Source organism: Virgibacillus halodenitrificans JCM 12304 (assembly GCF_001310895.1).
GTDB lineage: Bacteria > Bacillota > Bacilli > Bacillales > Amphibacillaceae > Virgibacillus_Q > Virgibacillus_Q halodenitrificans.
Genome location: NZ_BAZS01000046.1, coordinates 1 through 23,132 on the forward strand (window position 1 = coordinate 1; position 23,132 = coordinate 23,132).

Sequence of the window (23,132 nt, forward strand, 5' to 3'; positions counted from 1 at the left end):
AAAATCATATCCTCTACGTCGCAGTTTCCTCCAACTACGCAGTAAATTCAATTATACATCTTGTTTATCCATTATTTGAATTAGAATTCCGTTTCAAGCAATTATTGATTTTCTTCTTCAACCAAATTACGGGCAGTTGGCATTATTTCAAGTCGCTCCACAGGAATGGGTTTCCCAGATTTCTCACTGTATCCATATGTGCCTTTCTCTATCCTCTCTAGTGCATCATTGATTTCCGTAAGTCTATCTTCACGTACCATATTTAAACCGGCATCTCTTTCTTGTTCGAATTGTTCAGTAGCCATATCTGCTGGGTGATTATCGTAGTCTGCCAGCTCACTAATTGTGTCGTTCGGACTATTACCTTCATTATCGCTTATTTTTGATTCGTTTTCTTTTTTCATTTCTAGTAATTTTTCTTTAAAATAATCTAGCTTTTCTGAATCTAAATGTTCACTCATAAATAAGTAACTCCTTTCCATTCTAGTATTTACTTAGAAATGATACCGATGGTGCAGCGTGAAATACATAGTAAATTTTGCTCTTCGTCCATTATCTTTATTTCCCATACCATGGTTGATTTACCGATATGGAGAGGTCTGGCTTCCGCTGTTACCAGACCTGATTTTTTACTTTTAATATGATTTGCATTAATTTCTATACCAAACACTTGTGACTTTTCTGTATCAATATGAGCAAATGCTCCAATACTAGCAGCAGTCTCAGCAAGTGCAGCATTTGCACCACCGTGTAAATAACCTGCCGGCTGGTGTGTTCTCTCATCTACGGGCATTGTCATTTTCACTAGGTTTTTATCCAGAGAAATTAGCTCCATACCCAACGCATCCATTAAAGTATTTTTAAAGTGCATGTTTTTTCTCCTCTTTTACAAGAATTTACTAATGAATAAAGATATCCCCAACAATAATCCATAAATGGTATTTGTCTTGCCAGTAGCAGCCATGGCAGGCATCATTTCTATCGGTTTTGTTTTGCCTTTATACTGTTGAATTACACTCCATGCTTTGAAAATAGCAAGAAAGCTAATGATGGACCAGACAGGCAGAATACCCGTGATAATTAGGATTCCAGTTAAAATAAAAGCTATTGCAAATAAACAGGCAAGAAATAGAATTGCTTTCTTCCTGCCTAATAGAATAGCAATTGTTTTTCTGCCATTTTCCTTGTCTCCATCAAGATCACGAATGTTATTTGCTAGTAAGATAGTACCTATAAAAATGGCGATAGGTACGGATACCCAAATAACGGAGGAGTCCATTGTCAGTGTTTGAATGTAATAACTTATTCCGATAATAACTGTCCCCATAAAAAAACCTGCAAAGAGTTCCCCAAAAGGGGTATAGGCTATTGGTAAAGGTCCACCTGTATATAAATAGCCGAAAAGCATGCAGATTAAACCAATAACGGCGATCCACCAACTTGAATGAATACATATGTAAATACCTAAGAGAATGGAAACCCCGAAAAAAAGAAAAGCTATGTTGAGCACTGTTTGGGGTTTAATGCCATCGCGCACAATGGTTCCACCGATACCGACTGAGTGTTCCGTATCAAGTCCTCTTGCATGGTCATAATACTCATTAAACATATTCGTTGCCGATTGAATTAAGATAGAGGCCAGAAGCATTGCCATAAAGATGGTAAAATGGAAAGCTCCGTCTGTGAAAGCCAGCATAGATCCAACAAATACCGGGATAAATGAAGCTGTTAATGTATGTGGCCTTAATAATCGCCACCATATTTGAAAGCCACCTTTCTCATTCATTGCGCTTTTAATATCTGATTTTTGCATGTAGTTTCCTCCTGATTGGCTCAATATCATATCAATGATAGGCAAATTGACAAAGAGTGTCAATAATCGGGTTTGATTTCCTTGAGAATCCTTGCAAAAGGGAATAAAATAAGATGTGGAAGTCTGCCAGGAGGATAATGGAGGTTTATATACATGATAGAAATATTGGAAGAACAACTAGAAAAGATTATAGATGAAGCCATCCCTAATATAAATTCGGCGGATGATACTCAGTTAATTAGTATAACTAAACCAGTAAAGAACATAAATCCTCTTCATTTTTTTCATGCGGCAAGTTCTACGGGAAAAGATCGAGTCTTCTGGTCAAGCACGCAGGAAGATTTCTTCATAGCTGGAATTGGTAACACTGCTCAATTAAGGGTAGAAGGGCTACCTTCCCAAGAAGTTGAAAAAAAATGGAGAGCTATACTGGATAAGGCGATTATATATAACGACAATAAGGTTCCGGGGGCAGGAATTGTCGCATTAGGGGGGATATCTTTTGATCCTAAAAAAGAAAGAACTCCACTATGGGAGAATTTCAGTGATAGTGAATTTACTGTTCCGGAATTTTTGTTGACTCAAAACAATGGAGCGAACTATTATACTGTAAACATTTTAGTGAGAAAGGGAGACATTGCTGAACAAGTTGCAAACGAAATTAGGGACATGGAAGAAATCCTTTTTTCCGACACAACCCTTCCTTCAGCGGATGTAGCTATCTTGAATAGATATGAAGTAGCACCTGAAAAATGGAAGGAATCAGTTGAACTTGCAACTAGGGAAATAGATAAAGGAAAAGCAAGTAAGATTGTGTTAGCAAGAGAGATTCGATTGAAATTGAACAAGTCGGTAAACATTGCTTCTGTATTGGAAAAACTGTTGCATACCCAGCCAAACAGTTATATTTTTGCTTTCGAGAAAGGGAAGGACTGTTTTGTAGGAGCGACCCCAGAACGGCTAGTAAGGCTTGATAAACGCAGGTTACTTTCTACGTGTTTGGCAGGTACAGCGCCAAGAGGTAAGAATAAAGAAGAAGACAGAGAGATTAGTAAAAGCTTGCTGCATGATGAGAAGAACCGACAAGAGCATGAATTTGTAGTTCAAATGATAAAGCAAGCAATCTCACATTATTGTAAAGATATAAATATTCCGGAAAAACCAGTCATTTATCCTTTAAAAAATTTGCAGCACCTCTATACCCCAGTTACTGCTACGTTATTAGGTGATTATAGTATTTTTGATATAATAGAACAACTGCATCCTACTCCTGCTTTAGGAGGTACACCGAGGGAAGAATCACTAGCGTTTATTAGGGAAAATGAACTGCTTGACAGAGGCTGGTATGGAGCTCCTGTCGGTTGGCTTGACAGCAATGGAAGTGGAGAATTCGCTGTGGCTATACGTTCAGGATTAATTCAAGATGATGAAGCATCCTTGTTTGCCGGTTGTGGAGTAGTTAAAAATTCGGACCCAGAAAAAGAATATGAGGAAACAAATATTAAATTCTTACCGATGCTGTCTGTTTTAGGAGGATGAATATGGATCACACAGAAATACTGACACGGTACACGGCGAGCTTTATTGATGAACTAAGTAAGAATGGGGTTACCGATGCGGTTATTTCACCGGGTTCGCGATCAACCCCTCTTGCTTATTTGTTTGCAGAAAACGAGATGATTAAAGAATGGGTAATCCTTGATGAACGTTCAGCTGCTTTCTTCGCATTAGGTTTGGCTAAGAAAACAAAGCGACCAGTTGTTATTGTATGTACTTCAGGAACAGCCGCAGCTAATTACTTTCCAGCTATCGTGGAGGCATACTACAGTAGGGTCCCACTTGTTGTGCTTACTGCAGACAGGCCCCATGAGTTAAGGGATGTAGGCGCCCCGCAGGCTATTGAACAAATTAAGTTGTATGGTGATTATGTCAAGTGGTTTCATGAAATGGCATTACCAGAAGCGACTCCAAAAATGCTTCATTACGTGAGAAGTAAAGCAGCTAGAGCCAGCCATATTGCTAGCCAAGGAAATGCTGGGCCTGTTCATCTGAATTTTCCATTCCGTGAGCCGCTTTTGCCCGACCTATCCATCGATAATTTATGGGGAGATCAAAATACACAATCAACTGCCCCTTTGATGGAAGGAAGCAAGCTGATTGATGAAAATCAGGTAAGCCAGCTGTTAAAAAAGTTAAAGAGTAAAGCAAAAGGGTTGATTGTCTGTGGGCCGCAAACAGAAGATCGCTTGGCTGAAGCTATAACTGAACTAGCTGCCGCATGGAGGATCCCTGTTCTTGCAGATCCTTTATCACAAATACGAGCAGGAAATCATAACAAAGATATGGTTATTGAAGGTTATGATGCTTTTCTTAGAAATGAGAAAATCCGAGAACAATTGAGGCCTGATTATATCATTCGTTTTGGAGCCATGCCTGTTTCAAAGGCATATCTTTTTTATGTCCAACAACATACTGAAACATTCCAAATTGTAGTTGATAATAATATTGGATTTCGGGAACCAGCAGGAAATCAGACCGAATTCGTTTTTAGTGATCCAGTACAGTTTTGCCGGATTCTTAGTGAACAAGCAGATTACAGCTTAAACCCCGATGATCACTGGCTGAAGTTATGGTTAAATATGAACCGCATTGCAAAAAAACAATTAACAACAGGCTCTAACGGTAATATTACTGAAGGAGAAGCGGTAAGAGGCCTGTTAGACGTTATTCCAAATGAAAGTGCTTTGTATATTGGAAATAGTATGGCGGTAAGAGATTTAGATACTTTTTTTATGACGACTTCTAAGAAAGTTTCTGTGCTCGCTAATCGAGGTGCAAATGGGATTGATGGGATGGTTTCCAGTGCAGTCGGAGCAGCAGCTACAAACGGGCCAGTTACGTTAGTATTAGGTGATTTATCCTTTTACCACGATATGAATGGCTTGTTGGCAGCAAAACATTATAATTTAAATCTTATTATTTTATTAATAAATAACAATGGAGGAGGAATTTTTTCTTTTCTTCCGCAAGCAAGCGACAAAAAGCATTTTGAGGCTTTATTTGGGACACCTGTCGATATTGAATTTAAACAGGCAATCACCATGTATGGTGGCCATTATGAGCAACCAAAAACGGAAGAAGATCTTAAAAAAGCGCTTAATAAGAGTTATCAGCATCAAGGTCTTTCGGTTGTCGAGATTCATACATTACGTGAGGATAACGTGAAATGGCACCAGGAAAAGTGGGAAACCATTCAACAAGAAATTCTTGAGTCAGAGGATTGATTCTATTTGTACTATACAATTAAGAAGGATAAATATTGGTATGAAAAGCATGGTGAATCAGGTCCCCATGTGGTTTTATTACACGGATTTACGGGTAGTTCAAAAACATGGGAACCTTTTATTACAGCATGGCAAGATCAGTTTCAGTTTATTACCATTGATTTACCTGGACATGGAAACACTAAGGTATCGAATGTTAAGACGATGAAAGAATGCTGTGATGATATAAAGACTCTTATAAACTATTTGAGAATTAATCAATTTCATTTGATAGGTTATTCCATGGGAGGTCGAACAGCTTTATCTTTTGTTATGTACTATCGGGAACTAGTTCAATCACTAGTCCTTGAATCTGCATCACCAGGACTGTCTACCACCGTGGAAAGAAAAGAACGAATGAAAAAAGATGAACTATTAGCAGCAAAGCTAGTTAATGAAGGTATCGAATCATTTGTTGATTTCTGGGAAAATATCCCTCTATTTAATTCTCAAAAAGAACTGCCAAGTAATATTAAGTCAGCTATTAGGGAGGAGCGCATAGCGCAATCACCAAATGGATTAGCAAGATCACTTAGAGGTATGGGAACGGGTAAACAGCCCTCTTGGTGGGAAGAATTAACTAACTTAGATTTACCTACCCTGTTGTTAGCTGGAGAATTGGATACAAAGTTCGTGCAATTGAATAAAAAAATGGCTGAGCCCTTGCCCCACGCGCATTTTCAAATGGTAAGAAAAACTGGGCATGCACTTCACGTGGAACAACCAGAGATTTTTGGTAAAATAGTAACTGAGTTCATTTTAGACAAGCATGATCAAAAATAATTCTTACATACTAAGGAGGATTACTTATGACCGTTACATGGGAAAAAGTAAAAAACTATAATGAAATTATTTATGAAAAACATGATGGAGTAGCAAAGGTAACGATTAACCGCCCTGAAAAGCGCAATGCTTTTACTCCGCTTACCGTTAACGAAATGATTGACGCATTTGCCGATGCAAGAGATGATTCTTCTATTGGTGTGATCATTCTCGCCGGGGAAGGCGAAAAGGCATTTTGCTCAGGTGGAGACCAATCTGTACGCGGACATGGCGGATATGTAGGGGACGACCAGGTTCCAAGATTAAATGTTCTTGACTTACAACGTCTAATTCGTACGATTCCAAAGCCTGTAATTGCTATGGTTTCCGGATATGCCATTGGCGGCGGACATGTTTTGCATGTTGTTTGTGATTTAACAATTGCAGCAGATAATGCGATTTTTGGGCAAACAGGTCCTAAGGTAGGTAGCTTTGATGCAGGATATGGTGCTGGATATTTGGCACGTATGGTTGGGCACAAACGTGCAAGAGAGATCTGGTATCTATGTCGTCAATATAATGCAGAAGAAGCATATGAAATGGGCATGGTAAATAAAGTTGTTCCACTCGATAAACTAGAAGAAGAAACACTTCAATGGTGTGAGGAAATTTTAGAAAAATCTCCAACTGCTTTACGTTTTCTCAAAGCTTCATTTAACGCAGACACAGATGGTTTAGCAGGTCTGCAGCAAATGGGTGGAGATGCAACACTCTTATACTATACAACAGACGAAGCAAAAGAAGGCAGAGATGCATTTAAGGAGAAAAGAAAACCGGATTTCAAGCAGTTCCCTCGTTTTCCGTGATTTAATGAAAGTAGAAAAAACCTTTGCTTAAAGCAAAGGTTTTTTCCATGGTAAGAAGTGTGAAATTTGAGCTTTACTAATTTTTTATGGACACCTACTTACTTGAGGGAGCTTGCGCTTTTCTAATTACTAAAATGATTAAGGAGTTTTTTATATGGAAGAGATCATCCCACATTGGTTAAACAAGCAGGCAAGTCTTGCACCTTCTCAAGTTGCTATCGAAGAACTCGATGGTTCTACTCTAACTTTTCTCCAACTGCAGAAGGAAAGTAGTACATATGCCAGAAAGCTCGCAAGCTGGGGGATAACAGAAGGAAGTCATGTTGGTATACTATCCACAAATTGCAAAGAGATGGTAATTGCTATTCACGCGTTAAGTTATTTAGGAGCAGTGGCCGTATTACTAAACACACGACTTACAATTGCAGAACTAAACTTTCAGCTGACAGACGCAGAGATATCATTCCTTTTAACAGAACAGGATAAATTTGATCAGGCAAAAGAATTGCAAGTAGAAAATTACAAAGCTTTTTCAGCTTTAACAGCATTTCCAGAAAGAAACATAGAATTAGTAAAAGAAATTAAGTTAAATAAAGTATTCACGATTATTTATACTTCTGGTACTACTGGTCATCCTAAGGGTGTTGTCCATACTTATGGTAATCACTGGTGGAGCGCTATTGGTTCTGCATTAAACTTAGGGATTAACCCAGCTGATAAATGGTTGGCTGCACTGCCCATTTTCCATGTAAGTGGTTTGTCTATTCTTATTCGTAGTGTCGTTTATGGAATGCCCGTTTTTCTGTTAAATAAATTTGACGCTGCCGCCGTTCATGATGCAATTATGAACAGAAATGTAACAATGGTCTCTGTTGTGACCATTATGCTTCAACAATTGCTAAACTTCCTCCAGGACGATACATATCCTAAATCATTTCGCTGTATGCTTTTAGGAGGCGGTCCAGCTCCTAAACCATTATTGCAACAAGCAAGGGACAGAAATATCCCGGTTTTTCAGTCTTTTGGAATGACGGAGACCGCCTCGCAAATTGTAACATTGAGTGCTAAAGATGCATTACAAAAAGTTGGTTCAGCAGGTAAACCCTTATTGCCTGCACAATTAAAAATCAATAATCCGAACGAGGAGAGTATAGGTGAAATTTATGTGAAAGGTCCTATGATTACAAAGGGCTACTATAAAAATAATTATGCTACTGAAAATGCTTTTATAGATGGTTGGCTTGCTACAGGGGACTTGGGATATCTAGATAGTGAAGACTTCTTGTATGTTGTGGACAGAAGAGCGGATTTGATTATTTCTGGAGGAGAAAATATTTATCCTTCTGAACTTGAAAGTGTACTCTCAGGTATGAAGCAAATTAAAGAAATTGCTGTCATAGGTATGAAAGATAGTACATGGGGAGAGGTTCCGGTTGCCTTTATCGTAACAGAAGATGAATTGCTAAATGCCGAGGAAGTATTAGCTTATGCAGAGAGTCACTTGGCTAAATATAAGTTGCCAAGGGAAATAATTTTTGTAAAGGAATTGCCAAGAAATGCATCAAATAAAATTGTTCGGAAAGATCTTTATTCTTATTTACCAGGAAAAGAAGAATAAATGAAAATGATTCTCAAAGTCATTGACTAAGTTGATAAAAGCAAATAGACTAGGAGTAGAGAATTTTTTCGAGTTTAGTTGATACATCAAGGGAGTGATTCCGTGCAAACATTATCAGCAACTGATCTAACACTTGGTTATGGTGACGATATCATTATAGATGACTTAGATATAACAATTCCTAAAGGGGAAATTACCGTGTTTATTGGCGGGAATGGTTGCGGGAAATCTACGCTATTACGTTCCCTTGCCCGACTCTTAAAACCGAAAGTTGGAGAGGTAGTATTGGATGGCGCTGATATTGCAAAAATGGGTACGAAGGAAGTTGCTAAAAAGTTAGCTATTCTTCCACAAAGTCCAATAACTCCAGAAGGACTGACGGTATATGAGCTTGTCAAACAAGGTAGACATCCTCACCGAGGTTTCCTTAAACAATGGTCGTCTGATGATGAGACTGCTGTTAATAATGCTTTAACCTCTACAAACATGATGCACTTGAAGGAAAGATCCGTTGATTCCTTGTCTGGTGGGCAACGTCAAAGGGCATGGATTGCCATGACATTAGCTCAGGAAACAGATATTATTTTGCTTGATGAACCTACAACGTATCTGGATATGACTCATCAGATTGAAGTACTTGATTTACTGTTTGATTTAAATGAAAAAGAAGGTCGTACAGTAGTTATGGTTCTTCATGATTTAAACCTTGCTTGTCGCTATGCACATCATATTGTTGCAATAAAAGATAAACAGATCTTCTCACAAGGGAAACCTGAAGAGATTATTACTTGTCATCTTGTGCATGAAGTATTTCAGATGATGTGTGACGTGACCTTTGATCCGCGATTCGGCACCCCGATGTGCATCCCTCATGGTAAAGGGCGTTGTTTAATTAAAAAACAAACAGCAACTGAATTAGCTTAGCACATAAATAAATTTTTCACCTTAGTAATAGCCGTTCATAATCCGAAATTCAAGCTATATTTCGAATTATAAGCGGCTTTTTTAGTTTCAGTGCCTATAATAGCATGGGACTTTTTACTTAAACTTGTCCGGTGGTTTGCTTGATGCAGATGTTTTTGATATTGAAACATCGGCCGCAATAAAAATGAAATTAGTCAGTCTTCCATACTTCAAGACGGTTGCGCTTTTCTTATCCTATACATGCTTTTCTATTTTTAAGCCAAATTAAGAGTAGGAGGTGTAGTATGGAGAAGAAAAAATACTATGTGAATGTAGGCTCAGGTGAAATTTCTCAAGTGAAGTATGATAATAATGAAGAATTTGTAATACATGCCACAGATGATGAAATTATTTTTTTACGTGAAAAATTTAACAACATGAATGATGCAGGGGTAAGGACTTTCTTTCGTGCGCATGTGCCAATTATGTCTTACCACAATGATCAATCGAATGATTCTTATGATGCTGGGTTACAAGAAGCTTATCAAATGTTATATGAATTGGGTGACGAACAAGCTAAGGCTCATATTAAAGAAATGGGAATTTTAGGCGATATGCATATGTAGGATATATAAGGAATAAGATACGAGATAAGTATCTTATTCCTTTTTTAATTAAAAACGTTTTTTTTAAATTGTCCTCTCAGTGAGTGGTTACTTTCAAGACAACTTTTACTAAAAGAAAAAACGTCACTATAGGGGAGGGGAGTAGCGGGGCATGAAAAATGGGGTTAGAGGAATAATAAATGGCCTTTGAGACCCCAACCTCATATCAGAAATGATTTTTTTCGGGACAAGTAGTTTAAGTCTCTTTTCTCTATATTTTTAGGAGCTTGCGACTTTATACAATGTTTATCAAGAATGGAAATAAGGAATAAGTATTGTAGAGATACATACTCAATTTTAGGAGGTTTCTTCATGTTAAATAAGTTTAAAAGGCATTCCTTTTTGTATATTATAGCTGTGTTCATTCTTTTTTCATTCGTAAATAGCAATTATACTAATCCAGTAAATGCCAAGGAAGGCACTGATGTAAAGACAGAAAAAACACAAGCGGCGACAGAGGTAAGTTCCAAAGAAATAAGCCAACGTGAAATAACTGATATAACGTCCCGGTTTATGGAAATATTGATTCAAAAAGCGGATGAGAATTATAAAGTTAAAAAATACCAGACGAAAACAGATTTACTTCATGCATTTGAGGAAGTGACGACAAACGACGTGGCTCAGCCGTATGTAGATTTTTACTATGAGGAGAAGAATGATGGCCTTTATATTCTTCCTACAGAGACACCGGCATGGTTTGTGGAAGAAAATGCTTATGATATAATACAAATGGAAGGTAATAAAGTTAAAGTAATTCAAGAAAATAATAGCCCGTTGCACGGTAAATATCATATTGAAATTGAATTTACTTTTCAAAAGGAGTGGAAAATAACCGATATCAAATACTTATAAGTGAGTGTTTGAATTGAAGGCAGTTGAATGAGTATGAATATTTTTAAAGATTATTATAACAACAAAGTAAAATTATCTTTTGAAGACCATCCGTTTACTTCACAGCCGAAGCATGTTTGGGTAATCTGTAAATATAAAGATCAATGGCTTTTAACCAAACATAAGGAAAGGGGATTGGAATTCCCTGGTGGGAAGGTAGAAATAGGGGAAACAGCTGAACAAGCTGCCAAAAGAGAAGTAATGGAGGAAACAGGTGGGATAATAGCCGAAATGGATTACATCGGTCAGTACTTTGTTTCTGGAAGAAGAGAAAATGTAATTAAAAATGTTTATTTTGCAGTCATTGATGAATTGTTTCCACAACCTACTTACTTTGAAACGGAAGGACCAGTGTTACTGGATTCCTTGCCAAATGACGTAAAACATAATCGATTGTACAGTTTTATCATGAAGGACGATGTTTTAGTTCATTGTCTGAAAATCATTAAAAATCGCCTTTAACAATAAGGCGATTTTTAATGATTATTCATTTTTATCCTGAGTGCTTAATTAGCCAACGTTCTAGCCTCTCTACTGCTTTATACATTATGGCGGCGAAAATGGCTATTAACACAAGAGCTGAAAGTACCAGCGAAAAGTCAAATACTTGGAAACCATATATAATTAAATAGCCTAATCCTTTTTTTGCTACTAGAAATTCACCTACAATGACCCCTACCCATGAAAGGCCCACATTAACTTTAAGTGTAGAAATCATCGCCGGAAGTGTTGCCGGAAAAATTGCCTCTTTAAAACATTGCCATCTCGTTGCACCAAAACTCTTTAATACTTTCTCATAATTTGGATCTACTTCATTAAATGCTGAGTAAACAACAAGGGTCGTGATAATAACAGAGATAATGGCTCCCATTGCAATAATTGATATATAACCTGTTCCTAAAGCAACGATTAGGATAGGCCCTAGAGCCACTTTTGGCATAGCATTCATAATAACCAGATAAGGATCCATTACCCTTGAAAATCGCTGAGATGACCAGAGTAAGGTAGCAAAAAGTACCCCAGCGAGAGTCCCGATTAGAAAGCCTGCAATGGTCTCGAAAAGGGTAATCTGGACGTGGGACAGGATAGAACCATCGCCCAGCTTAGTGTAAAGAAGTTCAATAATAGAGGAGGGGGAACTAAATAGTAAGGGATCAATCCAGTAGAAGCTACTGGATACTTCCCATAAGGAGATGAATACAATTAGAATACTAAGCTGCCATATCCACACTATTCGTTTTTCTTTTTTTAATCTTTGCTGATATTGTTTAAATAAGTGGGCATCATTTTTAGGATTCATCTACTTTATGCACCCCCTTTGTTTGTACAGATTCCTTTTCATTTTTATTTAGTTCTTCCCAGACTTTATCAAAGAGAAGCTGGTATTTGGGATGTCTTCTTACTAAAAACGGGTCCTCATTTCTGAGTTCAAGAGGTACTTCGAATACTTTTTCAATTGTACCGGGATTAGCATTCATGACAAAGATTCGGTCACTCATTGCTATTGCTTCCCCAATATCATGAGTGACAAGAACAGCTGTTTTTTGATACATTTTTAATAGCTTTGATACTAAATCTTCGAGTTTTAGTTTCGTCTGGTAATCTAATGCGGAAAAAGGTTCATCAAGCAAAAATATTTTCGGATCATTTATTAACGTACGAACTAAAGCTGCTCGTTGACGCATACCTCCTGATAATGAAGCAGGGTATGCGTCAGCAACGTTGGGTAAACCAACTTCCTCCAGCATTTCCATTGCCTTATTTTTAACATCCTCTGTATTTTTGTTATAGATTTTTGGGCCTAGTAACACATTCTCCATAATCGTTTTCCAAGGAAATAGATAATCCTGTTGTAGCATATAGCCTATGGCCAGGGAAGACTCGTTTATTGGTTTTCCCTGCAATCGTATGGTACCGGTGGATTGCTTTATGATTCCAGCAATTATAGATAATATTGTTGATTTTCCACAACCACTTGGACCAAGCAAGGAAACAAACTCCCCTTCTTTGATAGACAAACTGATATCATTTAAAGCCCTTGTATACCCCTTTTTTGTAAAATAAAGATGAGAAACATGTTCAAGATTAAGATAGGACATAAAATAATCTCTCCTTATTCCTTAATCACTTCTTCAGCAAACTTAGTATTTACAAGTTCATCATATGCGGCATCTACTGGTAATTCACCTGCTTCATCCATTATGTTTTTTAAGTTGTTCCACTCTTTTTCATCAAGTATAGGGTCAGTTGCGAACGAACCTTGACTTTTATAGCGATCAATGGAGGAGGTGAGCATTTCTAAATCTGTATCTTCAAAATATGGTTGAATCACACTGGCAATAGCTTCTGCGCTATTATTTTCTACCCACTGCTGAGCCTTGTAGACAGCTCTTGTAAAAGACTCAACTGCCTTCTCATTATTCTTCATAAAGCTTTGTTTTGTCATATATACCGTGTATGGCACATGACCAGATTCTTCTCCAAAGGAGGCAATAATATGGCCCTTACCTTCTTTTTCAAAGGTACTTGCAGTTGGCTCAAAAAGTTGAACATACTCTGCGTCCCCGGAAACAAACGCGCCTGGAATATTAGCAAAATCAATATTTTGTTTAAGATTTAAATCATGATGTGGATCAATGCCGTGTTTCTTAAGAACAAATTCCCCAACCATTTGTGGCATTCCACCTTTTCGTTGTCCCAGAAATGTGCTGTCCTTTAAATCCTCCCATTGAAAATCAGGTTTCGGCTCCTTGGCTACGAGGAAAGTGCCGTCTGTTTGTGTTAATTGAGCAAAATTAATCGCATAATCTTTAGAGTTTTGTCCATAAACATATATCGATGTTTCAGAACCAACCAATGCAACATCAGCACCATCAGATAAGAGGGCGGTCATTGTTTTGTCACCACCCCACGTAGTTTGTAGCTCTACGTCTAAACCTTCTTCTTTAAAAAATCCCTTTTCTATGGCTACATACTGAGGAGCGTAGAAGAGTGAGCGTGTAACTTCAGCTATTTTTATAGATGTAGTCTTTTGAGAACTGCAGGCAGATAGTATAAGTACAGATACAGCTGAACATATTAAAAGAAGTTTTATATTTTTCATATTTTCAGTTCCTTTCCAATTGGTATGTCACAATAGATTATGCTTTTTATAAATAATGTGTGAACGCCCAATTAAATAAAACCTTAAACAGAAAGGGTAAACTTCTATGGTAGTTTTTATTACGTAGTTGGAGGAAACTGCGAACTAGTGTAAGAACAATTAATAGCATAGCGGAGGTAATGCCGGAGAGCAAATTAATCGGCAGGAGATCGAGACTATCCGCCGGAGAGCAAATTAATCAGCGGTAGAGCGAAAATTTAGGCACTAGCTATATTAGAACTGTTCCGAAACGGGCGTTTACAAACACACAAGTTACGTCGCATTTTATCTATATTGTCAACTTCTTCGATGCCATATCTAAAAAGCATAAATAAAAAACCGACCTCCTTTTCGAGATCGGCTGTTAGTAGCATACTAACGAATTTTTACTCATATTGTTAAGTCCTTATAAGATGAGATAATAAATTTTATCGTTAACCTTTATATATAGGACCTGCTTGCTTGATATCATCACTAGCTTTGGTAAACTTTTTGAAGTTCTCATGAAACTTTACTGCAAGTGATTTTGCAGTTGCTTCATATGCTTTCTCATCTTTCCATGTATTAATTGGTACTAAGACTTCATCTGGCACACCAGGTACGTGTATAGGAATTTCTAAACCGAAAATTTCATCCTTCGTTGTTTCAGCAGTATTCAGTTCACCTTCCAGAGCAGAATGAATCATTGCTCTCGTGTAGGATAGTTTCATACGATTACCTACACCGTAAGAACCACCAGTCCAGCCAGTGTTTACAAGAAATACATTGGCGTTATACAAATCAATTTTCTCACCAAGCATTTCTGCATATGTCGCAGGGGCAAGTGGGAGAAATGGGGAGCCAAAGCAAGCTGAGAATGTTGCTTGCGGTTCCGTAACTCCTCTTTCCGTGCCAGCAAGCTTACTGGTATATCCGCTTAAGAAATGGTACATTGCCTGTTCTTTAGTTAATTTACTAATTGGCGGTAAAGTACCTGAAGCATCCGCTGTTAAAAATATAATTGTATTTGGATGTCCTGCAACACTTGGTGTTACAATGTTATCGATATTTTCCAATGGGTATGCAGCTCGTGTGTTTTCAGTTAAAGAAGTATCATCATAATCAGCAATTCTTGAATCCTCATGAAGGACTACATTTTCCAATACAGATCCAAACCGGATAGCATTAAATATTTGAGGTTCTTTTTCAGCTGATAAGTTAATACACTTTGCATAGCAACCGCCTTCAATATTAAATACTCCATTTGGACTCCAGGCGTGCTCATCATCCCCAATTAATTTCCTATAGGGGTCTGCAGACAAGGTTGTTTTCCCTGTGCCTGAAAGGCCGAAGAACAATGCTACGTCACCTTCTTGACCTACATTAGCAGAGCAGTGCATGGATAAAACATCTCGTTGAGGTAATAAATAATTCATTACAGAGAAGATGGACTTTTTAATTTCACCTGCATACTCTGTTCCACCAATAAGGATGATACGTTTTTTAAATGATACAATTACAAATGCTTCCGAGTTAGTATTATCCACTTTCGGATCAGCTTTAAAAGTAGGGGCAGACACAACAGTAAACTCTGCCTGATGTGTTTTAAGTTCTTCATTAGTTGGTGTTATAAATAGCTGACGGGCAAATAAATTATGCCATGCATACTCATTTATTACTTGAATTGGTAATCGATATTTTTTATCGGCACCAGCGAAGCCTTTAAATTGAAATAACTCTTCTTTTTCGGTTAAATAAGATATAACCTTCTTATAAAGTTTCTCGAAGGTTTCTTCATCAATGGATTGATTGACAGCTCCCCAATCAATATATTTTTCGCAAACTTCATCTTTGACTATAAACTTATCTTTAGGTGAACGGCCAGTATACTTTCCTGTTGTCGCACAAACGGAGCCAGTTGAAGTAAGCACACCTTCATTCCGAGAGAGAATTTTCTCAACTAATACCGGAACGGATAAATTTTCATTTAGGTTTCCATGTGTGTAAAGCTCTTTTAATGATGATCTCTCAACTGTTTTCATATAAGATACCTGCCTTTATGGGAAAGTTTTTATATCACTACTTTATAGTGAATTTCATAATCTGATTATTAGTATAACACATTTAACATAATAGTCCATACTATTATCGATATTAATAATTGTGACTCGTATGACAATTAAGCGCGAAGAATTATTTAGTTGACAGCAGGGTCCTGTTTAGATAAGCTAAAATTCGAACGGATACTCTCTTATTCAGAGTTGGCGGAGGGACAGACCCTATGAAACCCAGCAACCATCACTCTTGGTGAAAAGGTGCTAATCTGGTGCAAGGATATTTCCTTGAACAATAAGAGCGAAAGGCCACTATTCCTTTCCTCGCCATTGTAGGAAGGGCTTTTTTTGTTTAACAAAATCATCCTTTAAAAATAATGATACTTGATAAATAGAGGTCCGTAAAATAATTATAAAAGGAGGATTTCGCCATATGGCTGCAAATCGTCGTTTGTTTACATCTGAATCAGTAACAGAAGGGCATCCTGATAAAATATCTGACCAAATATCTGATGCAATTCTTGATGAAATTTTAAAAACAGATCCTTATGCCCGTGTTGCATGTGAGACAACAGTAACAACTGGGCTTGTATTAGTTTCCGGAGAAATATCAACAACTACTTATGTTGATATTCCTGCAATTGTAAGACAAACTATAAAGGACATTGGTTACACACGAGCTAAATTTGGTTTCGATGCAGAAACCTGTGCTGTACTAACAGCAATTGATGAACAATCCCCAGATATAGCTGGTGGAGTAGATAAGGCCCTCGAGGCTCGGCAGGGGAAAATGAGTGATGATGAGATTGCTGCGATTGGGGCTGGAGACCAAGGCTTGATGTTTGGTTTTGCCTGTGATGAGACAGACGAGCTTATGCCACTGCCTATTTCTCTTGCACATAAATTAGCGAAGCGGTTGGCTGATGTAAGAAAAGATAAGATACTTGAATATTTACGACCTGATGGAAAAACACAGGTAACCGTAGAATATGATGAAAATGACCAACCTATACGCATAGATACTATTGTAATCTCTACGCAGCACCATCAAGATATTACTTTAGAGCAAATTGAAAACGACATTATTGAAGAAGTAATTCGGCCTGTAGTACCAAATGATTTGTTAGATGAAAATACAAAGTACTTTATAAATCCAACTGGTCGCTTTGTTATTGGAGGTCCACAAGGTGATGCTGGATTAACTGGTCGTAAAATAATTGTAGACACGTATGGAGGATACGCTCGTCATGGCGGAGGAGCGTTTAGTGGGAAAGATTCAACGAAAGTAGACCGTTCTGCTGCATATGCTGCTCGTTATGTTGCGAAAAATATTGTGGCAGCCGAATTGGCTAAATCTTGTGAGGTTCAACTAGCATACGCAATCGGTGTAGCTGAACCGGTTTCTATTGCCATTAATACTTTTGGAACAGGAAAAGTCAGTGAAGAAGTATTAGTTGAAGCCGTTCGCAAGTTATTTGATCTTCGACCGGCTGGAATTATCCGTATGCTGGATCTACAGAAACCGATTTTCAAAAGTACTGCTGCTTACGGACATTTTGGAAGAACTGACCTATTATTTCCTTGGGAAAAAACAGATAAAGTAGAAGAGCTTAAAGCTTTAACATTGAATTAAAATCAAAGGCAATTGCAGTTGGATTAGCTGCAATTGCCTTTGTTAATTCTGAATAATGTTGTTCATCGTTTTACTGACTGGCCGTGGACGTTTTTGTAAAGCCTAAGTTGCCTTTGTACTATAGATCTGTATTGTCTTTATAATATTTTCCTTTTTCTACGTAGGAATTTCTTATTCTATCCATTTCTGCATAATCTTTTTCATTCAATTCCCTCACTACTTTAGCAGGTCTTCCTAATGCCAATACATTTGGTGGAATTTTTTTGCCCGGAGGAATAAGGCTACCTGCACCAATAAATGCATTCTCTCCAACTTCTGCACCGTCCAATATAATAGAGCCCATACCGATAAGAGCGTTTTTCTTAATTACTGCGGAATGTAAGGTTACCTGATGGCCGATGGTAACATCATCTTCTATAATAAGAGGGAGATTCGGACTTTGATGAAGCATCGTTAAGTCCTGGATACTAACTCTTTTACCTATTTTGGTTGGAGCTACATCTCCTCTTATAACAGTTTTGAACCAGACACTTGTTTGTTCGTCTATGGATACATCACCAATGATAGTGGCATCCTTAGCAATAAATGCTGTTTCATGTACAGTGGGTACTTTTCCTTTATAGGCGTGGTATTCCATAGTAATCCTCCTTTAAAATACGATATTTCTTATTGTTTTTTCTCAATAGCGATAATAAATGGTGGATTGTTTTTTTGATTGATAAACCCATATTGAACTACATTGTAATCGTTTTGATCCAAATTCATTACGTGTTTCAGGACAATGTTCTTTTCTTCTTCTCCTCCTGGATGACCATGATATACGACTAAAACGATAAGTCGGCCCTGCTTTAAGAAATCCAGAATACTTTCTATTGCAGAAATAGTAGATTCTCCATTTGTAATAATCAACTTATCACTTTTAGGTAAATATCCAAGATTAAATATAGCTCCGCCTATTTGGGTATCCTTATTTATATATTTTTTTAGTCGTGCATGGCTATCTTGAATGAATGAAACGTTAAAACGATTATGTTCAACTAATCTTTGTCTTGTAGCGTCTATTGCTTGTTGTTGAATGTCACAAGCAATAACATGTCCATTCGTTCCGACAATTCTACTCAAAAATAAGGTATCATTCCCATTACCACAAGTAGCATCGATTGTTGTGTCTCCCGGATTTACTGATTCTTCCAATAAATAATGAGCAAAATTTAATATTCCCTTTAACATATTTAACTCCTTCATTTTTGAGGATATAATTATTCTAACAGAACTAGCAAGGAATTTCCTTGACAAAGCAATCTCCTTTCATTACAATTCGAGATACATAATATATCGACGATGCGAAGGATTAGTAATATACATTCTCAGGCAAAGAGAGGCAGTGATTGGTGAAAACTGTCGTTGAAGTGTATATGAACTCACCTTTAAAGTTGCAGAAGTGAAAACAAGTAATTTCTGCCGTATATCTGCGTTATAGATACAAGTGAACACATTTGTGTTAATTTGGGTGGTACCGCGGGAAGTTAAAGTCTCTCGTCCCTATTTGTAGGATGAGTGGCTTTTTTTATGTATAAGGAGGAAAAAATAATGAGTTTTAATCATCGAGAAATTGAAAAGAAGTGGCAAGAATATTGGTTAGAAAAAAAGACATTTAAAACCAATACATTTTCAGAGAAAGAAAAAGTTTATGCGCTTGATATGTTTCCGTACCCATCGGGGGCTGGTCTTCATGTTGGGCATCCGGAAGGGTATACAGCTACAGATATATTTTCAAGAATGAAAAGAATGCAGGGGTATGAAGTTCTACATCCAATGGGGTGGGACGCTTTTGGCCTTCCGGCAGAACAATACGCTCTTGATACAGGTAACAGCCCAAAAGAATTTACTGCTAAAAATATTGCCACCTTCAAGAGGCAGATTCAAGAGTTAGGCTTTTCATATGATTGGGATAGAGAAATAAATACAACAGATCCGAATTATTATAAGTGGACCCAATGGATATTCACGAAATTGTATGAAAAAGGTCTCGCATATATGGATGAGGTTGCGGTAAACTGGTGTCCGGCATTGGGGACGGTACTAGCCAATGAGGAAGTAATAGATGGAAAAAGTGAACGCGGTGGTCATCCGGTTGTACGTAAACCGATGAAACAATGGATGCTAAAAATTACTGCCTATGCTGATCGCTTGTTGGAAGATCTTGAAGATGTGGATTGGCCTGAAAGTATTAAGGATATGCAGCGAAACTGGATTGGCCGCTCTGAAGGTGCAGAGGTTACATTTAAAATCGACGGTTTTGAAGAAAGCTTTACTGTGTTTACCACGAGACCTGATACGTTGTTTGGAGCAACCTACGCAGTGCTTGCGCCCGAGCATCCGTTTGTTGAAAAAATTGTAACAAATGATCATAAAGAAGAGGTCGAAGGTTACTTAAATAAAATTCAAACAAAATCTGATCTGGAACGGACGGATCTTGCAAAAGAGAAGACCGGAGTATTTACCGGAGCTTATGCAATTAACCCAGTAAATGGGGAAAAGATGCCTATATGGATTGCGGATTACGTGCTTATGTCTTATGGCACAGGTGCTATTATGGCAGTTCCTGCACATGATGAACGCGATTTTGAATTTGCCAGGAAGTTTGAATTACCTATTACGGAAGTGGTTACTGGAGGAGATGTTTCCAAAGAAGCATACACCGGAGATGGGGTGCTGGTTAACTCTGGTTTTCTAAACGGGCTGAATAAAAATGCGGCAATCAGTAAAATGATTGAATGGCTCGAGGAAAATAATAATGGCTCTCGAAAAATTACGTATCGTTTACGTGATTGGTTATTCTCAAGACAACGTTATTGGGGAGAGCCAATTCCGATCATTCATTGGGAAGATGGAACAATGACCGCTGTACCTGAAACAGATCTTCCATTAGAACTTCCAACTATGACAGAAATCAAACCATCTGGTACAGGTGAATCACCTTTAGCGAATAGTGATTGGGTAAATGTGGTTGATCCGGAAACAGGCATGAAGGGGCGTCGTGAAACAAACACAATGCCTCAATGGGCAGGTAGCTGTTGGTACTTCTTACGTTATATCGACCCAGATAACCCAAATCAATTAGCAGATCCGAAAGCACTGCAAGAGTGGTTGCCAATTGATATATATATTGGGGGGGCTGAACATGCTGTACTCCATCTATTGTATGCTCGCTTCTGGCATAAATTCTTATTTGATATCGGTGTTGTCCCAACTAAAGAGCCATTTATGAAATTATTTAACCAAGGAATGATCCTTGGGGAAGGTAATGAAAAAATGAGTAAATCTAAAGGGAATGTAGTAAACCCAGATGATATTGTAGTGTCTCATGGAGCAGATACACTACGTTTATATGAAATGTTTATGGGACCATTAGATGCAGCGGTAGCGTGGTCAACAAATGGACTAGATGGTGCAAGGCGTTTTCTTGATCGCATTTGGAGATTAATGATCACTGAAGATGGTAAACCATCAGAAAAGATTAGCGATAAAATAAATCCGACCCTTGAAAAGGTGTATCATGAAACAGTTAAAAAAGTTACCGAGGACTTTGAAAATTTACATTTCAACACAGGAATCTCTCAAATGATGGTATTTATTAATGAGGGGTATAAAGCGGAATACCTTACAAAAGAGTATGTAGAAGGATTCATTAAAATGATTTCTCCTGTAGCACCACATATTGCTGAAGAATTATGGAGCCGTCTTGGACATTCCGAGACAATTAGCTACGAACCGTGGCCAATATACGATGAAACAAAGCTGGTTGATAAAGAGGTAGAAATAGTTATCCAAATTATGGGGAAAGTACGTAATAAACTCAAGGTTTCTAAGGATATTTCCAAGGAAGAATTAGAAAAAATAGCCTTGGAGGATGACAAAATTAGTGATTTACTTGAAGGAAAAACTGTTCGTAAGGTAATTGTAGTTCAAGGGAAACTTGTTAATATTGTAGCTAATTAAACAGAAAAACCTCTTTCGTAAATGGAAGAGGTTTTTCTGTTTATAAATGACTTACATCAAATTAGTTTTTAAAATTGTCCATTTTCCATCCTTAAAATACCAAAGTGTCTCTATCACTCCTAAATGAGTAGAAGATGAAGAAAGGCTTAGCTTCATTTTACTTTTTAAACCATATCCCTTTCCACCACTTAATTCAATTGGGTCAAAGGAGGTGATATGACGATTAATCACTGGCTTCTCTTTTAATACTTTTCCATTACTGCTGTACATTCCCAGTCGAGTAAGCTCTTTTGAACGATTGCTTATATCTATAGATAGTGGACTGAGTTGGGGGGTTAATTTTACAGTCAAATAAAAGTTATCTTTAAATGTTAGCTCCATGTACTCTCTTTTAGGTAAACGGATCTCTTCTATATTATCCTTTTTAATACTAATTAGTTTGTAGTTAAATACTTCACTTTCGTTTTCTGTGGTAGAACTCTGGTATAGTATATCCTCTTTTTGATTATGATTATAGTCAATAAATTTTAACGAAGGTTTATACCCCCCGCCTAATTCTATCTTTCGTACTTTGGAAGAATCTTCTTTTATTTCTGCCCATATCCTTGGATAATAGGCAGATTGTTTAGAAAAAGGGTTTCCTTTCAAATGTATATTTTCTTTTGTTCCATTTTGTTGTAAGTCTACATGATAGGAATTTATTGTTACTTCCTTCATTCTTTCATCTGCTAACGTAACTTGTGTAAATAGCAAAAAATATATCATAAAACAGGAAATTAATATATATCTCATCAATAATCTCTCCAGTCTTGAATATAATTTATGTTGTGTTATTTATTTGCAGGATATACCTGAATATCGTAAACTGGACTAGAATTATTAATAAAGGAGAAATTAATTATGGAAGAGATTAAAGAAGTAACACCTAAAGAAGTAGAAAAGTTGGTCCGTGAAGATGAAAACATTGTCGTTTTGGACGTTCGCGAAGATGAAGAGGTAGCACAAGGAATGATAGAGAATGCAAAGCATATTCCATTAGGGGAGCTGCCATATTCCATGGACGAATTAGACCAAAAGAAACACCATGTGCTTATTTGCAGATCTGGTAACCGTAGTATGAAAGCAGCTACCTATTTAAAAGAGAAAGGCTATGATGTATCTAATATGAGTGGAGGCATGCTTGCTTGGGAAGGAGAAGTTGTTTTTTAAGAATTCATGTTGACAGACTAATTAATGAGTAGTAGTATATATTTTGCTGTTTTAAAAACACTATCATATTTTATCAGAAAGTCTTTCGGAAAAAGTAGAATGTTGGTTGACATTGTAAATGTATAGTGATATAATCGATTTCCAACATAGAAGTTTGTCATGAATTTGGCTTTTATGTTAAAAAATACTCGCTCGCGAAAATGTTGACTTTTAAATGTTAACGTGATAGAGTATTCAAGTCGCTGTTTTTGGAAGTGACAACAAATTCGTTC

Annotated in this window: 23 protein-coding genes, 1 riboswitch and 1 other annotated feature; of the genes, 12 read left to right on the forward strand and 11 right to left on the reverse strand. The window is 37.3% G+C overall.

Translation table 11 applies throughout. The features are described from left to right. Positions 1–101: 101 nt before the first annotated feature. The 3 genes from JCM12304_RS17275 to JCM12304_RS17285 are packed head-to-tail and all read right to left on the reverse strand — an operon-like array spanning position 102 to position 1,813. The gene (locus tag JCM12304_RS17275) at positions 102–461 is read right to left on the reverse strand and encodes a TraR/DksA C4-type zinc finger protein (protein WP_019379013.1); all 360 of its coding nucleotides are present in this window, start codon (positions 459–461) and stop codon (positions 102–104) included. 29 nt (positions 462–490) lie between these two features. Further along, a complete protein-coding gene (locus JCM12304_RS17280; RefSeq protein ID WP_019379014.1) occupies positions 491–871 on the reverse strand; it encodes a hotdog fold thioesterase in 381 nt (126 codons plus the stop codon). Positions 872–886: 15 nt separating this feature from the next. Continuing rightward, the gene (locus tag JCM12304_RS17285) at positions 887–1,813 is read right to left on the reverse strand and encodes a 1,4-dihydroxy-2-naphthoate polyprenyltransferase (RefSeq protein WP_060681794.1); all 927 of its coding nucleotides are present in this window, start codon (positions 1,811–1,813) and stop codon (positions 887–889) included. Between the two features lie 153 nt (positions 1,814–1,966). Between JCM12304_RS17285 and JCM12304_RS17290 the strand changes: the two genes are divergently transcribed. From JCM12304_RS17290 to ytkD, 9 genes are all read left to right on the forward strand, one after another. Continuing rightward, a complete protein-coding gene (locus tag JCM12304_RS17290; RefSeq protein ID WP_060681795.1) occupies positions 1,967–3,352 on the forward strand; it encodes an isochorismate synthase in 1,386 nt (461 codons plus the stop codon). A 2-nt stretch (positions 3,353–3,354) separates the two neighbouring features. Further along, on the forward strand, positions 3,355–5,097 hold the full coding sequence (gene menD / locus JCM12304_RS17295; RefSeq protein ID WP_060681796.1) for a 2-succinyl-5-enolpyruvyl-6-hydroxy-3-cyclohexene-1-carboxylic-acid synthase: 1,743 nt from the start codon (positions 3,355–3,357) through the stop codon (positions 5,095–5,097). A gap of 6 nt (positions 5,098–5,103) precedes the next feature. Continuing rightward, positions 5,104–5,919 carry a 2-succinyl-6-hydroxy-2,4-cyclohexadiene-1-carboxylate synthase gene (gene menH / locus JCM12304_RS17300; protein WP_082388071.1) on the forward strand — a complete coding sequence of 272 codons (816 nt, stop codon included), beginning with the start codon at positions 5,104–5,106 and terminating at the stop codon, positions 5,917–5,919. Positions 5,920–5,945: 26 nt separating this feature from the next. Next, positions 5,946–6,764, forward strand: a complete 819-nt coding sequence (menB, locus tag JCM12304_RS17305) for a 1,4-dihydroxy-2-naphthoyl-CoA synthase (RefSeq protein WP_019379019.1) — start codon at positions 5,946–5,948, stop codon at positions 6,762–6,764. Positions 6,765–6,918: 154 nt separating this feature from the next. Continuing rightward, positions 6,919–8,382, forward strand: coding sequence for an o-succinylbenzoate--CoA ligase (locus JCM12304_RS17310; RefSeq protein ID WP_060681797.1), 1,464 nt, complete (start codon positions 6,919–6,921; stop codon positions 8,380–8,382). A 102-nt stretch (positions 8,383–8,484) separates the two neighbouring features. Next, on the forward strand, positions 8,485–9,306 hold the full coding sequence (locus tag JCM12304_RS17315) for an ABC transporter ATP-binding protein (protein ID WP_060681798.1): 822 nt from the start codon (positions 8,485–8,487) through the stop codon (positions 9,304–9,306). 284 nt (positions 9,307–9,590) lie between these two features. Then, a complete protein-coding gene (locus tag JCM12304_RS17320) occupies positions 9,591–9,911 on the forward strand; it encodes a hypothetical protein (RefSeq protein ID WP_019379022.1) in 321 nt (106 codons plus the stop codon). 351 nt (positions 9,912–10,262) lie between these two features. Beyond that, on the forward strand, positions 10,263–10,802 hold the full coding sequence (locus JCM12304_RS17325; protein ID WP_060681799.1) for a hypothetical protein: 540 nt from the start codon (positions 10,263–10,265) through the stop codon (positions 10,800–10,802). 33 nt (positions 10,803–10,835) lie between these two features. Next, positions 10,836–11,303, forward strand: a complete 468-nt coding sequence (ytkD, locus tag JCM12304_RS17330; RefSeq protein ID WP_060681804.1) for an RNA deprotection pyrophosphohydrolase — start codon at positions 10,836–10,838, stop codon at positions 11,301–11,303. 31 nt (positions 11,304–11,334) lie between these two features. Here ytkD and JCM12304_RS17335 read toward each other — a convergent pair whose 3' ends face one another. The 4 genes from JCM12304_RS17335 to pckA form a co-directional block, all read right to left on the reverse strand. Then, a complete protein-coding gene (locus JCM12304_RS17335) occupies positions 11,335–12,141 on the reverse strand; it encodes an ABC transporter permease (protein ID WP_019379025.1) in 807 nt (268 codons plus the stop codon). Further along, complete coding sequence (locus JCM12304_RS17340; RefSeq protein WP_019379026.1) at positions 12,131–12,940, reverse strand: ABC transporter ATP-binding protein; 810 nt, start codon at positions 12,938–12,940, stop codon at positions 12,131–12,133. The genes JCM12304_RS17335 and JCM12304_RS17340 overlap by 11 nt, the downstream gene beginning before the upstream one ends. A gap of 14 nt (positions 12,941–12,954) precedes the next feature. Next, positions 12,955–13,944 (reverse strand): ABC transporter substrate-binding protein, encoded by a 990-nt coding sequence (locus tag JCM12304_RS17345; RefSeq protein ID WP_019379027.1) that lies wholly within the window; start codon positions 13,942–13,944, stop codon positions 12,955–12,957. A 473-nt stretch (positions 13,945–14,417) separates the two neighbouring features. Beyond that, positions 14,418–16,004: a phosphoenolpyruvate carboxykinase (ATP) gene (pckA, locus tag JCM12304_RS17350; RefSeq protein WP_019375768.1), complete on the reverse strand. Its 1,587-nt coding sequence runs from the start codon at positions 16,002–16,004 to the stop codon at positions 14,418–14,420. Positions 16,005–16,210: 206 nt separating this feature from the next. Beyond that, positions 16,211–16,318: riboswitch (SAM riboswitch) on the forward strand. Between the two features lie 131 nt (positions 16,319–16,449). On the opposite strand from pckA, the gene metK reads away from it, so the two are divergent. Next, positions 16,450–17,649, forward strand: a complete 1,200-nt coding sequence (metK, locus tag JCM12304_RS17355; RefSeq protein ID WP_019375767.1) for a methionine adenosyltransferase — start codon at positions 16,450–16,452, stop codon at positions 17,647–17,649. 118 nt (positions 17,650–17,767) lie between these two features. On the opposite strand, the gene JCM12304_RS17360 is transcribed toward metK, so the two are convergent. Next, positions 17,768–18,286 (reverse strand): gamma carbonic anhydrase, encoded by a 519-nt coding sequence (locus JCM12304_RS17360; RefSeq protein WP_019375766.1) that lies wholly within the window; start codon positions 18,284–18,286, stop codon positions 17,768–17,770. A 29-nt stretch (positions 18,287–18,315) separates the two neighbouring features. Further along, positions 18,316–18,879: a tRNA 5-(aminomethyl)-2-thiouridylate-methyltransferase MnmM gene (mnmM, locus tag JCM12304_RS17365; RefSeq protein ID WP_060681800.1), complete on the reverse strand. Its 564-nt coding sequence runs from the start codon at positions 18,877–18,879 to the stop codon at positions 18,316–18,318. Positions 18,880–18,981: 102 nt separating this feature from the next. Further along, positions 18,982–19,196: a binding site (T-box leader), on the forward strand. A 43-nt stretch (positions 19,197–19,239) separates the two neighbouring features. On the opposite strand from mnmM, the gene leuS reads away from it, so the two are divergent. Beyond that, complete coding sequence (gene leuS / locus JCM12304_RS17370) at positions 19,240–21,651, forward strand: leucine--tRNA ligase (RefSeq protein WP_060681801.1); 2,412 nt, start codon at positions 19,240–19,242, stop codon at positions 21,649–21,651. 51 nt (positions 21,652–21,702) lie between these two features. On the opposite strand, the gene JCM12304_RS17375 is transcribed toward leuS, so the two are convergent. Beyond that, positions 21,703–22,416, reverse strand: a complete 714-nt coding sequence (locus JCM12304_RS17375; RefSeq protein WP_172675322.1) for a YybI family spore inner coat protein — start codon at positions 22,414–22,416, stop codon at positions 21,703–21,705. Between the two features lie 135 nt (positions 22,417–22,551). On the opposite strand from JCM12304_RS17375, the gene JCM12304_RS17380 reads away from it, so the two are divergent. Continuing rightward, a complete protein-coding gene (locus JCM12304_RS17380) occupies positions 22,552–22,860 on the forward strand; it encodes a rhodanese-like domain-containing protein (RefSeq protein WP_019375762.1) in 309 nt (102 codons plus the stop codon). 17 nt (positions 22,861–22,877) lie between these two features. Here the strand turns inward: JCM12304_RS17380 and JCM12304_RS19780 are convergent. Next, the coding region (locus JCM12304_RS19780) for a hypothetical protein (protein WP_218185799.1) at positions 22,878–23,132 on the reverse strand (255 nt) is incomplete at its 5' end.

Excerpts from the sequence above, each read along its gene's own strand:
- JCM12304_RS17275 (WP_019379013.1), bottom strand. The coding sequence starts at position 461 with ATGAGTGAACATTTAGATTCAGAAAAGCTAGATTATTTTAAAGAAAAA.
- JCM12304_RS17280 (WP_019379014.1), bottom strand. The coding sequence starts at position 871 with ATGCACTTTAAAAATACTTTAATGGATGCGTTGGGTATGGAGCTAATT.
- JCM12304_RS17285 (WP_060681794.1), bottom strand. The coding sequence starts at position 1,813 with ATGCAAAAATCAGATATTAAAAGCGCAATGAATGAGAAAGGTGGCTTT.
- JCM12304_RS17290 (WP_060681795.1), top strand. The coding sequence starts at position 1,967 with ATGATAGAAATATTGGAAGAACAACTAGAAAAGATTATAGATGAAGCC.
- menD (WP_060681796.1), top strand. The coding sequence starts at position 3,355 with ATGGATCACACAGAAATACTGACACGGTACACGGCGAGCTTTATTGAT.
- menB (WP_019379019.1), top strand. The coding sequence starts at position 5,946 with ATGACCGTTACATGGGAAAAAGTAAAAAACTATAATGAAATTATTTAT.
- JCM12304_RS17310 (WP_060681797.1), top strand. The coding sequence starts at position 6,919 with ATGGAAGAGATCATCCCACATTGGTTAAACAAGCAGGCAAGTCTTGCA.
- JCM12304_RS17320 (WP_019379022.1), top strand. The coding sequence starts at position 9,591 with ATGGAGAAGAAAAAATACTATGTGAATGTAGGCTCAGGTGAAATTTCT.
- JCM12304_RS17325 (WP_060681799.1), top strand. The coding sequence starts at position 10,263 with ATGTTAAATAAGTTTAAAAGGCATTCCTTTTTGTATATTATAGCTGTG.
- ytkD (WP_060681804.1), top strand. The coding sequence starts at position 10,836 with ATGAATATTTTTAAAGATTATTATAACAACAAAGTAAAATTATCTTTT.
- JCM12304_RS17335 (WP_019379025.1), bottom strand. The coding sequence starts at position 12,141 with ATGAATCCTAAAAATGATGCCCACTTATTTAAACAATATCAGCAAAGA.
- JCM12304_RS17340 (WP_019379026.1), bottom strand. The coding sequence starts at position 12,940 with ATGTCCTATCTTAATCTTGAACATGTTTCTCATCTTTATTTTACAAAA.
- JCM12304_RS17345 (WP_019379027.1), bottom strand. The coding sequence starts at position 13,944 with ATGAAAAATATAAAACTTCTTTTAATATGTTCAGCTGTATCTGTACTT.
- pckA (WP_019375768.1), bottom strand. The coding sequence starts at position 16,004 with ATGAAAACAGTTGAGAGATCATCATTAAAAGAGCTTTACACACATGGA.
- metK (WP_019375767.1), top strand. The coding sequence starts at position 16,450 with ATGGCTGCAAATCGTCGTTTGTTTACATCTGAATCAGTAACAGAAGGG.
- JCM12304_RS17360 (WP_019375766.1), bottom strand. The coding sequence starts at position 18,286 with ATGGAATACCACGCCTATAAAGGAAAAGTACCCACTGTACATGAAACA.
- mnmM (WP_060681800.1), bottom strand. The coding sequence starts at position 18,879 with ATGTTAAAGGGAATATTAAATTTTGCTCATTATTTATTGGAAGAATCA.
- leuS (WP_060681801.1), top strand. The coding sequence starts at position 19,240 with ATGAGTTTTAATCATCGAGAAATTGAAAAGAAGTGGCAAGAATATTGG.
- JCM12304_RS17375 (WP_172675322.1), bottom strand. The coding sequence starts at position 22,416 with ATGATATATTTTTTGCTATTTACACAAGTTACGTTAGCAGATGAAAGA.
- JCM12304_RS17380 (WP_019375762.1), top strand. The coding sequence starts at position 22,552 with ATGGAAGAGATTAAAGAAGTAACACCTAAAGAAGTAGAAAAGTTGGTC.